Source organism: Butyricicoccus pullicaecorum DSM 23266 (genome assembly GCF_900167005.1).
GTDB lineage: Bacteria > Bacillota > Clostridia > Oscillospirales > Butyricicoccaceae > Butyricicoccus > Butyricicoccus pullicaecorum.
In genome coordinates, this window is sequence record NZ_FUXW01000003.1 from 180,498 (window position 1) to 193,379 (window position 12,882).

The window sequence follows — 12,882 nt, forward strand, 5'->3', positions numbered from 1 at the left end:
TCTCCTCCTTACACTACGCTGCGCCGCCGTCCCAGACGGCAATCGACTGATCGGCCTGCCAGTCTCCGCTGTATGTCAGCTCCCATTTAAGAATATCATAGCTTTGATTTTGAAGCAAGAGGATGACCGAAAGGGTCTGATTTTCGCCCGCTGGGACGAAAAAAATTGCCTGCTGACCTTCTGCGTCGTTCGTATATGCAATCGCAATTCCATCGATTTCCTGCGCTCTGCTTCCCTGTCCGAGCTGCGCGGCAATCGCAGTTGCCTGCGCATCGGCTGCATAGTAATCGGCTGTGTGCTGCGCAGTCGCCTGTGCCAATTTGGACTCACCCACCGCAGTCGACAGCGTGAGCACCGAAAAGACCGTCAAACACAATACCGCAAAGATCATCACCAGCGACACTGCGCCGCTGACCGTTCCGCCCCGCCTCATGGCTGCACCTCCGCTGCCAGCTGCAACGCAAACAAGGTCTCATCGCTGCCCGTTTGCTGCACGGACAAATCGGCTTTGCGGTAACCGTCAGCTGGCTGCGGCGTAATGGTCATCTGGTATTGTCCTTCCGCCTGTACCGGCTGCCAATCGCTGTCAAACCAGAGCACCAGCGCACCATCTTCCGTGCAGGTGCCATCCAAGTCCTGTGCCAATTGCTCCAAATCTCCCTGTACCGTCTTGTATCGCTCGGCTGTGTTCTGCGACACGGTCACGGCCTGTCCCAGCGCCGCGCTGTCACGCGATACGCGGTCTGCCTGCACGAACAATCCCACACAGATTGCCGCACACAGCGCGAAAACACCGACGGCAATCACAAGCTCAATCACCAAAAGCCCCGATCTACTGCTGCGCACGGTCATCCACCTCACTTCTCAGATTGATATACGCCTGCTGTGTCCGACCGCTCGCATCGGTATACACAAGTTCCAGTCCACCGTCTGCCGCCTGTGCGGTCAGCTGCTGGGCTTCCACGATCGGTGTTCCCTCAGCAGGCGAAAAATCGTCCAGATTGCTGCAAAACAGTTCCATGAGCTGACCGTCATAGACGTAAAGCGCAGTCACATAGCGCTCACCGTCATATTCCTGTACCAGTACGACGGCATCCACGTCACCGAACTTCTGCACAGATACGCCATCTGCATGGTCATTCGCATGAATCTTTGCCGCAATATAGGACACGCCCACGCGCTGCGCCGCACTGTCCTCGACGCGCTGCTGCACGCCGCGGTAAACTCTGGCACCCATCACCAGCGTCAAAAGCATGGTCATGGCAAACAGACAGGTCAAAATGAGCGCAGCAATCATGCTGCCGCCGCCCCGCTTCATGGCTGACCTCCAATCTGGATCACCGTGATGTCCGGCATGATGTTGGACGCGAACACCTCATAAAACACCGCATAGTTCTCTTCATCGACCATCGCGCCATAGTGTTCCTTGAGATATTCGTAGCTCTCGGGGTATGCACCTTCAACCGCGTAACAGCTCACCGCCGCACGACGCACAGCCTGTTCCGCCAGCAGTCGGCCTTCCTCACCCGAGGATGCGGCCGTCTGGCGCACGCCCTGCACCATCCAGACCGCTGCCGCGACAAAGACGCACACGCCAATCACACCGGACAGCCAACCTCTCTTTTTGGGTCTCATGCTGCGTCCCCTCCCTTAACCGATGGTGGACATGACGCTCATGAGCGGCAGCATGACCGACAGCAAGATCACACCGGCAAGCAGCGCGGTCAAAATGACAATGGTCGGCTCGATCGCACCGATATAGCCATCGATCCGACGCAGGGTATCTTCCTGCATACGCTCGGCAACCTGTTCCAACGTCTCAGCCATCGAACCGGTGCGCTCGGACAGCGCAAGCAGACGGCCATCGCGTGCGGAAAACAGACCGCTCTCGGACAGCGCCTGTGCAGTGCTGCCGCCATCGGCAATCTTCTGCACACACAGTGCGGTCTTTTCGTCGATCTGCTTGGCACCGCCGCACAGCTTTCCAGCCAGCTCAGCCGCCTCGTCCATCATCAGACCACTCGCTGCCGCCATCGCCATCGCAGACGCGAAACGTGCTGCCGCAATCTGGCCAAATACACCGCGTCCACCCAGATGGAAGCGCACAAAGCCGGTCACACGCGCCCGCAGTACCGGTACGAGCAGCACGATCAGTGCCAGCACAACTACAACGCCCAGCACAATCGCGATACCCAGTCCCGCACCGCTCAGCACCTGTCCGATATGCATCAGACGGGCTGCCATCGGCGACATCTGTACGCCAATCTGCGCAAAGACACGGCTAAATACCGGCAAAACCTGCGTAATCAGCAGAAAGACAACCGCCAGCATGACACAGAACAGGGCAATCGGTACCGCAAACGCACGACGGACATCATCGATCATACGATCCTGTCTGGTATAGTGCGCGGAAAGCGCGGGCAGTACGTCCTGCAGCCGTCCGGTCTGCTCGGCCAGCGCGACCATATCGGTCATGTAGTCGGGAAAGGCCTCGGTCTGCCGCATGGCCTGCGCGAGCGGCATGCCTTCCTCTGCATGTGCACACAGCGGTGCAAGCCACGCCTTGGTGCGGCGATCGGTCTCATCCTCCAACAGCATGTTCAGTCCGTCGGCAATCGGCAGACCGGACTGCACCAGCTGATACAGTTCCTGACAGAAAATCGCCAGTTCTGCCGCCGGAATCTTGCTCTGTTTGCTCAAAATACAACTCCCCTTATATCAAAGATATTTGTGTATCATCCCAAGCGCGCACAGGCGGGCACAGTTCCAACCGTACCCGCCCAATGCATCCTATTTTAATATAAGTATTTCGCCTGATAGTTAGCGCCGTTGCCAATGTACTTCATAATTGCCTGACTGGAATTGTTGCTGGACGCGAAGGTCGGGTCCATGAGCTTCCAATCCTGTCCGTCAAAGTAGATGGCTGCGTCAATCCAGCCTTCTTCCTCGGAATATACATTGATCCACGCGTGATAGACCGAACCGGTATAGCCAACAACCAGCTTGGTCGGAACCTCCTGACTGCGCAGCATGGCCGACATCAGCGCTGCATAGTCAAAGCAAATGCCCTTCTTCTTTGCCAGTACTTGATCGATGTCGGGCAGGTAACCACTCTGCACCTTAGCAGCCAGCAGACGGTCATAACTGATGTTCTGTACGACATAATCATAAATGGTCTTCACCTTTTCCAGGTTATCGGTCATACCTGCGGTCAGTTCTGCCGCCAGGGCCACCGCCTGGCTATCTTCGGTATAGTTTACGTACTGATTGGGACGCAGGAAGGGTGCAAACTCATCCTTGAGCGTCACCTCAAAAGAGGTCGAAAGCTCCTTGCTGTACTTGGTGTCCTGAATGTTCTTGAATACCTCGACCGTGTACTTGCCATTGCCGTCAGACAGCGGGAAGGTCTCATAGGTATCGTTGCCAGTCAGATTGTACGTGTACGTCGTACCGCTCGGACCGGTGACGCGCACCTTGAGCTTCTTGTCCGTATTTCCAAACTTAACCATGATATATCCATCGGTCTTATTGGACATATCCACAGTTGCCGAGCCCGACTTCTTGACACTGCTGCCCGAGGCAACCGGTGTCAAAACTGTGCTCACAGCCGGCGATCCGCTCAGCGGAACGCTGTCATCAATCAGACCGCCCAGATCAACGGTCTCGCCCTCTTCCGCCTGCTGTACCTGTTCGTTCTGCGCCGTGCTCTGGTCACTCGGCGTCGAGCTGCACGCAGTCAAGGTTCCTGCTGCTACCAGCAGCGCCGCAATCATTCTCTTCATCTTCATTGTGCCTTCTATCCTTTCCAATGCAAAATTTCTGTAAAGTAAAGGTTATATTTTTTGTGTCACTAAATTCATTTTTATAAATCATAACACCTTTTTATATTTTTGTAAAGATTTTCGGTTTGTACCTTTATCACAGATTTTTTCCATTGTTCCCCTGTATTTCTATTATTTTATCACCACATTCTTATGAATTCAAGCAAATCCGCATAATCACGCAATATTTCAGCTTTTGTTACACATAAATATGCTATATTCTGCTTTCGCGCTCATACCTGTCCTATAAATAATGATATGGCGTCAAACATTGTATATACTTTGAAACAATCATTTGCAATTTTGCAATATTGATAACCTCTTTCTCTCCATTGGGCTTAAATCCACACACAATCGGCACATCACGCACTTTGACAACATGCACAGAATATGGCATAATAATACTATATTTGGTTATGCCAACCGCATATTACTGACAATTCCTGACTTGTCAGTTTAGCTGAGAAAGAGCGTATAAGAAATGACAAATAAGAATCAACTACAATCCATAAAAGATCCTCAACGAAAAATCCGAAATATGACCCTTATTGTAGCCTGTATCATAGGGTTCTTCGTGGTCACCGCAGTTGTTCTGCTCACACTGCTCAATCACGTCATGCTTCAGCAGACTCGGCAATATCTCGGAGAGATTTCCAACCAGTGCCGGGCGGCGATTGAAAAGCAAATCGAGGGCGATTTGATGACCATTCAAGGCGTCTCGGCGTTTTTTGATGATACGCTGGATGAACAGAGTATCATCGAGCGTCTGGAAACTGAAAACAACCGCAATTCCTTCATTCGTATGAGCTATATCGATCGAGACTATCGGGCAACCGTGGTTGATATCGACGGTTCGGTCTATACCGATGTCGATATGTCCGATCAGCCAGTCATCGAAGCAGCCATGAACGGTACGTTGGGACTGTCCGACATTATGCACGATCGTCTGGCCGACAAAGATATCGTTCTGTACGCGACTCCGGTCTATCAGGACGATGAGATTGTCGGTGTTATGGGAGCCACTCGCTCGGTGGACTCTTTTTCCACCATTATCCAGCAGCCGCTGTTCGGCACGCATGGACTTAATCTAGTCATTCGCCAGAACGGTGAAGCCATTCTGGCACTCGATGAGATCTTGCAGGAACAAGGCAACTTCCTGGAAATGATCAACTTCGACAGCCAGACCCGTAAAAAACTCGAGCAGGCCATTGCCACGCAGAGCGCCTACACGTTCTCGTTTGAGGATTCCGGACGGCAATACTGGGGAACCATCAACACGCTTGGCTATAACGACTGGTATTTGGTGAGCGTGGTTCCTGCCTACTACATCAATCAGGGCTATCAGCAGATGATGTTTGTGTTCATCGTGACCATTCTGCTGCTGATCGTAGTGTTCTCGTTCCTTCTGCTCTACACCAATCACATCCGCCATGTCAGCACCCAACGTATCGAGCACCTGGCATATTACGATGACATCACCGGCGCGTATAACACCCATAAATTTATGGAGCTCGCTGCCGCACGTCTGAGTGAAGACAAAAACTATGCGCTGGTCCTGCTCGACCTGCACGGCTTTAAGTTTATCAACGCCTCTTTTGGCTTTTCGGTCGGTGACCGTCTGCTGTGCGGCGTATCCGATATTCTCTCGCAAGCACTTGGTGCAGATGAAATTTACTATCACCGTTTTGCCGATCAGTTTGGCTTCCTTCTGCACACCCAGGATGAAGCGATCATTCGCAAGCGCGTCACCGCGATCATGGACGCAGTCAGCGCATTCGAACTGGCCCCAGGCGACAGCCACCCCATTCACTGCTATTGCGGTATCAAGGTCAATCAGCACGATTCCAAGGAACTGAACATCGGCCTGATGCAGGACCGTGCCGCAGCTGCACTGGCACAGGTCAAGAACCTGCACGGCAACCACCTTGCTTTCTACGATCACACCCTGCTTGAGCGTGCTCAGCACAAAAACCATATCGAACAGCACATGCACGCTGCGCTGCGCAATCGCGAATTTATCGCTTACCTGCAGCCCAAATACGACCTGCACGCCGAACAGATCGTCAGTGCTGAAGCACTGGTGCGCTGGCAAAGACCGGATGGTTCGCTGGTACCGCCTGGAGACTTCATCCCGATCTTCGAGCAAAACGGCTTCATCACCCAGCTTGATCTGTATATCTTCGAAGAGGTATGCCGTACCCAGCGCCGCTGGCTGGACGAGGGACTTCCCATCGTTCCCATTTCGGTCAATCAGTCTCGTCTGCTGTTCTACCAGAAAAACTATCTAGAAACCGTTCACGGACTGGTATCCAAGTATGACCTTGACCCCAAGTATATCATCATCGAGGTCACCGAGAGCCTTGCAACCAACAAGGCAGAAGAAATCGCATCGGTCATTTCCGGACTGCATGCACTGGGCTTCTCGGTATCCATGGACGACTTTGGTTCGGGTTACTCTTCGCTCAATGTCTTGCGTAAACTGTCCATTGACGAACTCAAACTGGATCGCGATTTTCTGTCCTCGACCGAGCTGGAAACTAGAAGCCGCATCATTCTGCGCAATATTCTGGAACTGGCACGTGAACTGCATATCACCACCGTGTGTGAGGGTGTCGAGACTCGCATCCAAGCCGATCAGCTTCGGGATATGGGCTGTGATATTGCCCAGGGCTACTTCTTCTCTCGTCCGATTGATATTGAATCCTTTACCAAGCTGGCATTCGGCACCGAATAAGCACAAAAAAGCTCCGCTGCACGCGGAGCTTTTGCTTTTTATTTCTTCTGTTCCAAAAATCCTTCACCGTAAACCTCGCTGGTCTCGGTAATCATGACAAAGGCGTTCTCGTCCACCTCATGTGCGGCAGACCGTACTTTAAACGCCTGAGATTTATTGCACGCGCACAGCAAAACCTGTCGCTCGGAACCCGTATAGGTACCGATGGCGCGAATCAGCGTAGAACCACGGTCAATCGCATTGGCAATCTTATCAGCAACCTCCTGTCCGTGATCGCTAATGATGATAATAAGCTTACCAGCACCGACACCGTACATGATCTTGTCAATCACGATCGAAGTCACGCCGGTGGCTACGATACCATACAGCACCGAATCAATGTTGCCAAATACCGGCCAACCCATCAAAATAATGATGAGGTCAATAATCATGGTAACCGCACCGAGCGACATGTGCGGCCGCAGAACCTTGACCGACATGGTGAGAAAGTCAGTGCCGCCGGATGACGAACCGCGCATATACAGCACGGCCAGACCGGCTCCGAGGAAAATACCCGAATATAGAGCAGCCAGCAGCGGACTACCGGTATACGGAGGCGAAACCGCAGGCAGTAAAAAGTCCACGAACAGCGTGCATACAATCATAGAACGCAGGCTTTTAAACAAAAACCGTTTTCCAAGCAGTCGGAAGCTGAGCAAAATAACCGGAATGTTGAATACCAGCGTCATAATACCGATGGGAAGTCCCCACAGATGATGGGTAATCAGCGCCAGACCGGATAATCCACCCGGTGCAAAATTAGCCGTCTTCGCAAAGGTATAGATACCCAGCGCGTAAAACAGGCCGCCGGCTATATCGGCCAGCACATCCCACATCAACTCTTTTGTCTGCTTTTTCAACAGCAACCACCTCCTGTGTCACAGACATATCCTATCGCAAGTCAGCCGTTCTGTCAATCCTGCCCCCTCGATTCGTGCCCTTACGTTCAAAAAAGTATACCTCGAAAGCCTTTACAAAAGCATACCCGTTTGCTATAATAAATAAGCACAAGCGTCCGTAGTTCAATTGGATAGAGCGTCAGATTCCGGTTCTGAATGTTGGGGGTTCGAGTCCCTTCGGGCGTGCCACAAAAGAGACTTAGATTGCGAGATATGGCAGTTTAAGTCTCTTTTTTGTTGCACAGATTTTTTACCACGACAAAAACACGACATTCTGTAAACGATACGACCATCGCATTTTCTACCAGAGCTTACACTTGATCATCAAACAACAGAAAAATATCGATCTATGCTTTACGCTAACGCAGCTCGTATAAACTCCTGTAAAGCTTCGAGCGGGATGCGATACTCCCGCCCGACCTTGAGCGCAGCCAGCTCGCCGCTCTGGATCATACGCCGCACCTGCACCCGACTGGTCTGGAGCAGCGCGGCAACCTCTTTTACAGTCAGCAAACGGTTCATGCCCACGGATCTTCCTCACGGACATCTGAGTCGTGATTGCGACCTTCGTAATACAGCAAGTTGTGCAGACGGCAGATGTCGTACTTGACAAAGCCGTACACACCAATCTCATTTTGACGGGGTTGTACATTGTACTTTTCACATGCAGCTTTCAGCTCACTTTTGCTCATCTCAAAGAGTTCACAAGTGCCTTTGATGGTATAAAACTCTTCCAACTGTTTGTAATTGATGTACGGTACAGACATAAGATTACCTCCTGATAACGTGATTTAAGATCCTGCAAAGCGGTGTTCTCAGTACACGCTATTTGCAGTCGCTTTATATCACTGTTATCTATTTGAATTTATAATTTGTTGCGATTTCTACAAGAATCTTAGTGTGATTGCACAATTATTTCATTTTCTGGTACGGAATCACAACCTCACCGTCAGAAATCATCCGAAGCAAAGATACCGGTCCGGGAATCTGCTGAGCGCAGAAGTTCTTCCATAACGGAATCGGGCTGAAACCCAGTCTATGTACCTTGCGGAGCAGATCGTCTACCGTAAAGCCTTCGGATGCCATTTCTTCCAATACCTGATCGACCGACTGCTTGCGCTGCATTCTATGGGTAAGCTCCAACATTGCCTGCTTGATCGCATCCTCATATTTCGAGCCTGTAATCCGCTTCTCAATCTCCTCGATCTGACAGAACTGAACATCAGCAAAGCACTGCTCGAAGTGCTTACAGATACGTTTTTCGCTTTTCTGCATCAAGTGCCATAATAATTCACTCGGATTATCGGTAGCCAGCTTCTTTTCCAACCCACGCAGCACAGAACGCTGATACTGTACCTCAAATCGCAAAACACCCTCGGGTAAATCCTCATAATCGACCTGTAAGCCTTGCTCGGTTACCTGATAGGTCTTATCGTAAATGACCAAGCTATGGGTACCGCATTGAAACTTGATGTAATGCTTGTTGTACTTGTTCGCCTTCTTCCTGTCCTTTTCTTTGCGGGACACGCGCTTGTACTTTGGCGGCGTGGGTAGTTTTCGCAATACGCGCACAACCTCGCGGAAGATTTTCTTATGGTCACAGCGCATATTGACGCATAGATCCACCCGGCTAAGGTAATAGTCATCTAACTGGTCGTTAAAAGCTGATGGCTTCAGAAGTATAGAAAACGCCGCTTGCAGCTCGGTAATACTAGACCTTTCAGGTGGGAAAATACCAATATAAGACGCGCCCGGATCGATGACTTTGCGCGGATTGACTACCATGCGAATATAATAACCGCGACTGTCTTCTTGATCGTGTGCGTGCTCCAAGGTAATGCGCAGACCATTTGCTTCATACCGTGATACCCGATGTACACCTTTTGACTCTTGATAAATACAAATCTTAGAAGAAACCTGATTCTGATCGTACAGTTTTCCTTTGCAATAATTCCATTCACTCTTTGTCAGTTTTCTGGATATTTCAAATGTATGGATGGAGAATCCATCTGCTTCTAACATAAAACGTGCTTTTTTTGTCACAATCTTACTCATTTCAAACAGTCCTTTTTTGCTAAAATATTGTTTATTGAACTGTCTGATCTGGATGTGAAAAAATACCCCCTTATTTCTGTACTGTAACATAGGAATAAGAAGATATATGAGGATTTTTATGTGCTTTTATGTGCGGATTTGTTGGGAATACAATTTTATGTGCGGATTTGTTGGGAATACAATAGGGAGTTGATGCTAGGTTGTTTATGGGCAAGATAGTATAACCTGTCCAATGCAAAAGTGGAAAAGCAGCTTTTGATCTAATTGATTGTAGTCATACAGAACACAATCGGAACGTAATAAGCTGATCCAACGGAATAGAGCTCAAATCGGAAATCCGCTTGCGGTTTACGAGCATCTCCATCTCATAGAACCTGACATAACGCTCCATTTTTTCGACGATCGAGGCAGTTCTTCTTTTGAGGTGATACTTTGCTAACATCTGGCGCATACTCTTTCGAACATACTTTGTCTTGCGAAAGAAAGCCATATCCAGATACATCTCTTTGAACACGATATCCACTTCATCAAGATCTCGCCAATAGTCTTCGACCTCAATCTGTGTTCCATTGTTCTCCGCAGCCTTAACGATATCCGCAAAATCGTAATCGAGCTGCTCTTTGTCATTGAGATAATGCATCCAGTACTGCGTATCCTGTAAAAAGCGCCTCTTGTTGGACTGATACTTCCACTCCAAAAATCTTCGTTCACTCCGCCAGAAATCCAATAAAAATTGGCATTCTTCACGAATTCCCAGATTTTTTTTGCAGAGAATGACGGCCATATCCAATGCCGAATACGAAAGCTGTCCCATCAGCGATCTCCCTTTTTGCCGTTGCATCTTGGGCACAGGATTTGCAGATTTTCGGGTACGCTTTTGCCGCCCTGATTTCTGGGTTTGATATGATCAACCTGGAAATGACTCCTATTGGGACTCTCTTTGCCGCACAGGGTGCATCGGTAAGTACCTCGTTCGGTCTTTGCCTTTTCAAATGCTCCATCTCGCAGCTGCTTTTCATAATTCGGATCAATCTGTCCAATTTCATAAAGCGGCATATCTTCCAGTTCTCGCATACTGTAACGCACGTTATCCTCTTCCGCATAAAGATCGGGATCGGCCAATTTAGAAATTGCAATATCCAATTCACGGATAAAATACAGCTTACGGCCAAAGAAGAGCCGCAGTAAATTATCATCACTCTGCTCCCACAACTGATCAATGTATTCTTTGCGTTTTCTGGGTCCCAAGTCCAAATCCCACAGGTGTTGTGCGATCTGTCCGACATCCAGTCGATTTCGATCGAGATCGTCAAAGGTATAGAACGGTGGGGCTGCATCATATTGCGCATAGTAGCGCAGCAGATTTTCAATATCCTGCCGTGCATAGGGCGGGATCATTTCACCACAGAAAAAGGTATCCCGGCACCGCTGCTCCATCTGATGAAGAACGTCATCGGTCAAATATTCCTGATCCCGTACGCCAAAGCTATCGAACAAGGCCGGTAACTCCTCCAGCATCTCCCGATATGCACTGGCTGTGCTGTCGTAAACCATAACCTGACAAGAAAGATCCATGCTTTCCTGCTCTCCGTTATCGACCAGATACGTAAAAGCATACATACCAATCGGAATACGCTGCTGGAAGGGTACTTTTTCCAGTGCAGTCGTATCAATCGTTTGATCCAAAATAGAAGCGAACTCTTCAATCTTGGATATGGCAATTAGGCGTACCTCTCGCTGGATACGTTCACTCGGATCATCACTGAACGTATTGTCTCCACTGAACAGACTTTCCGGATTGACCCACGCAATATGCTCGTCCCAGTCATCGATAAACGACACAATATAGGCCGTATCGGTGCCTCCGGCTGCCGAGCCTCGCAGCGCTCGACCGACCATCTGTGTCATCAAAATCGTGGAAACCGTTGGTCTTGCCAGAAATACGGTTTTGGTCTTGGGCAAGTCGACACCTTCGGTCAAGATGTTCACATTGATCAGCACATCAAGGTCTCCCCGGCGAAACGCTTCCAGATTGCGCTGGTTTTCTTCTCTGCTGATGCCGACGCCAGTGATCCCATCCCGAATTGCCGACACAATATAAGCCGAACGGACACCGCTGTCCGCAAAGAGTTTATTGAGTGCGATTGCATGGTCGATGTTGACGGCGAATACGATGGTCTGACCATACTCCTTTCGCTTCTTCTTGTAAGTATCGACAATCAACCGATTGCGCACGGCATTCTTCGCCATCTGCTGTGCAATATCATCCGGCAGAGTATCCAGATGGCGAATACTCTCCCAAGCTGCAAGGCCAAGGGACTCCCCATAATGCTCTTCGGTGTAATAGCTTTCAAAAATTGGTTTGGACAGAATCTGACGGTTAATCAGGTCTTTTAAGCCGATCTGGTAGGTAATACCGAGCTGTCCCCGCTTAACCTGCTCATCCTGTACACCGTCCTGAAAGATTTTAGCCAGCAGTCCCTGCTCGGCTTCTGCGGTACGAAACGGAGTTGCCGTCAAGCCGATCAACTTCATATTGGGCACATGCTTTTGCACATAGGCAATCACCTTACGATAGGTCTTTGCCGTAGCGTGGTGCGCCTCGTCGATGACCAGATAGACCTCATTTTGTCTTTTCAGCCATGCATCCAGACAACTCAAATTGCGTCCAATGCTATCCTTACCGACGATCAGCAGATCATCTTCCGGTGTAATATCGATTGCTCGATCATGTTCGGTCGCACCTGAGATAATCCGATAATGGAAAGAAGAAATATGCGGCATGGTCTCCGCATAGGCGTATTGCTGGAAAGACTGCGCAGCCTGATCCAGTAACATCTGCCTGTGAGCAATCCACAAAATCTTTTTCTTTCGATCAATGGCATTTTTGAGCAGCCAAAGCGCAGCTGTATAGGTCTTGCCGCCACCGGTCGGCAGCACGATCAGGGTGCTGTAATTCTTTTCCCGATCGATTAGATCAAGATTATGCATCGCTGTACACTGATGCTCATACGGTGTGCGGGCATTTGCGCCCTTCTTCGGCAAAACCTCACCGCTGGATTTGTTCTGCACCTGTTTTCCCATACTTCTCCCCACATTCTGCAACTATGCTTTTATTTCTTGATGGAGTACGCGTCATATATAACTGAAGATGACCATACTCATTTTTAATCCACACTCCCCATGCGGGGAGCGACGCAGATTTTGACCCAAATCCTGCCGGTTATCTGCATTTCAATCCACACTCCCCATGCGGGGAGCGACCTGGCGACGGTGCAGACAGTCAGGACAAGGGCGCAGATTTCAATCCACACTCCCCATGCGGGGAGCGACG

Annotated in this window: 13 protein-coding genes and 1 tRNA gene; 2 read left to right on the plus strand and 12 right to left on the minus strand. The window is 49.8% G+C overall.

Annotation, left to right across the window (positions count from 1 at the left end; all coding sequences use genetic code 11):
- Positions 1–13: 13 nt before the first annotated feature.
- The 6 genes from B5D52_RS07850 to B5D52_RS07875 form a co-directional block, all read right to left on the minus strand.
- Positions 14–433 (minus strand): hypothetical protein, encoded by a 420-nt coding sequence (locus B5D52_RS07850; protein ID WP_016148197.1) that lies wholly within the window; start codon positions 431–433, stop codon positions 14–16.
- Positions 430–846, minus strand: coding sequence for a hypothetical protein (locus B5D52_RS07855; RefSeq protein WP_016148198.1), 417 nt, complete (start codon positions 844–846; stop codon positions 430–432). Before B5D52_RS07855 ends, B5D52_RS07850 begins: the two co-directional genes overlap by 4 nt.
- A complete protein-coding gene (locus tag B5D52_RS07860) occupies positions 833–1,318 on the minus strand; it encodes a DUF4860 domain-containing protein (protein ID WP_016148199.1) in 486 nt (161 codons plus the stop codon). Before B5D52_RS07860 ends, B5D52_RS07855 begins: the two co-directional genes overlap by 14 nt.
- Positions 1,315–1,635 (minus strand): hypothetical protein, encoded by a 321-nt coding sequence (locus B5D52_RS07865; protein ID WP_016148200.1) that lies wholly within the window; start codon positions 1,633–1,635, stop codon positions 1,315–1,317. The genes B5D52_RS07860 and B5D52_RS07865 overlap by 4 nt, the downstream gene beginning before the upstream one ends.
- 15 nt (positions 1,636–1,650) lie before the next feature.
- On the minus strand, positions 1,651–2,700 hold the full coding sequence (locus tag B5D52_RS07870; protein ID WP_016148201.1) for a type II secretion system F family protein: 1,050 nt from the start codon (positions 2,698–2,700) through the stop codon (positions 1,651–1,653).
- A 95-nt stretch (positions 2,701–2,795) separates the two neighbouring features.
- Positions 2,796–3,788, minus strand: coding sequence for a transglutaminase domain-containing protein (locus tag B5D52_RS07875; RefSeq protein ID WP_040332862.1), 993 nt, complete (start codon positions 3,786–3,788; stop codon positions 2,796–2,798).
- A 571-nt stretch (positions 3,789–4,359) separates the two neighbouring features.
- On the opposite strand from B5D52_RS07875, the gene B5D52_RS07880 reads away from it, so the two are divergent.
- Positions 4,360–6,555 (plus strand): bifunctional diguanylate cyclase/phosphodiesterase, encoded by a 2,196-nt coding sequence (locus B5D52_RS07880; protein ID WP_016148203.1) that lies wholly within the window; start codon positions 4,360–4,362, stop codon positions 6,553–6,555.
- A gap of 38 nt (positions 6,556–6,593) precedes the next feature.
- On the opposite strand, the gene B5D52_RS07885 is transcribed toward B5D52_RS07880, so the two are convergent.
- On the minus strand, positions 6,594–7,454 hold the full coding sequence (locus B5D52_RS07885; protein ID WP_016148204.1) for a YitT family protein: 861 nt from the start codon (positions 7,452–7,454) through the stop codon (positions 6,594–6,596).
- A gap of 151 nt (positions 7,455–7,605) precedes the next feature.
- Between B5D52_RS07885 and B5D52_RS07890 the strand changes: the two genes are divergently transcribed.
- Positions 7,606–7,682: transfer RNA gene (locus B5D52_RS07890), tRNA-Arg, on the plus strand.
- Positions 7,683–7,847: 165 nt separating this feature from the next.
- Here B5D52_RS07890 and B5D52_RS07895 read toward each other — a convergent pair.
- The 5 genes from B5D52_RS07895 to B5D52_RS07915 all read right to left on the minus strand — a co-directional run bounded on the left by B5D52_RS07895 (position 7,848) and on the right by B5D52_RS07915 (position 12,632).
- Entirely contained in the window at positions 7,848–8,015 is a 168-nt protein-coding gene (locus B5D52_RS07895) for a helix-turn-helix domain-containing protein (protein ID WP_016148205.1), read from the minus strand.
- A complete protein-coding gene (locus B5D52_RS07900; RefSeq protein WP_016148206.1) occupies positions 8,012–8,260 on the minus strand; it encodes a hypothetical protein in 249 nt (82 codons plus the stop codon). The genes B5D52_RS07895 and B5D52_RS07900 overlap by 4 nt, the downstream gene beginning before the upstream one ends.
- Before the next feature lie 145 nt (positions 8,261–8,405).
- Positions 8,406–9,515 (minus strand): hypothetical protein, encoded by a 1,110-nt coding sequence (locus B5D52_RS07905; RefSeq protein ID WP_242825648.1) that lies wholly within the window; start codon positions 9,513–9,515, stop codon positions 8,406–8,408.
- 307 nt (positions 9,516–9,822) lie between these two features.
- Entirely contained in the window at positions 9,823–10,398 is a 576-nt protein-coding gene (locus B5D52_RS07910; RefSeq protein ID WP_147535119.1) for a hypothetical protein, read from the minus strand.
- Positions 10,362–12,632: a DEAD/DEAH box helicase family protein gene (locus B5D52_RS07915; RefSeq protein ID WP_016148209.1), complete on the minus strand. Its 2,271-nt coding sequence runs from the start codon at positions 12,630–12,632 to the stop codon at positions 10,362–10,364. Before B5D52_RS07915 ends, B5D52_RS07910 begins: the two co-directional genes overlap by 37 nt.
- Positions 12,633–12,882 lie beyond the last annotated feature (250 nt).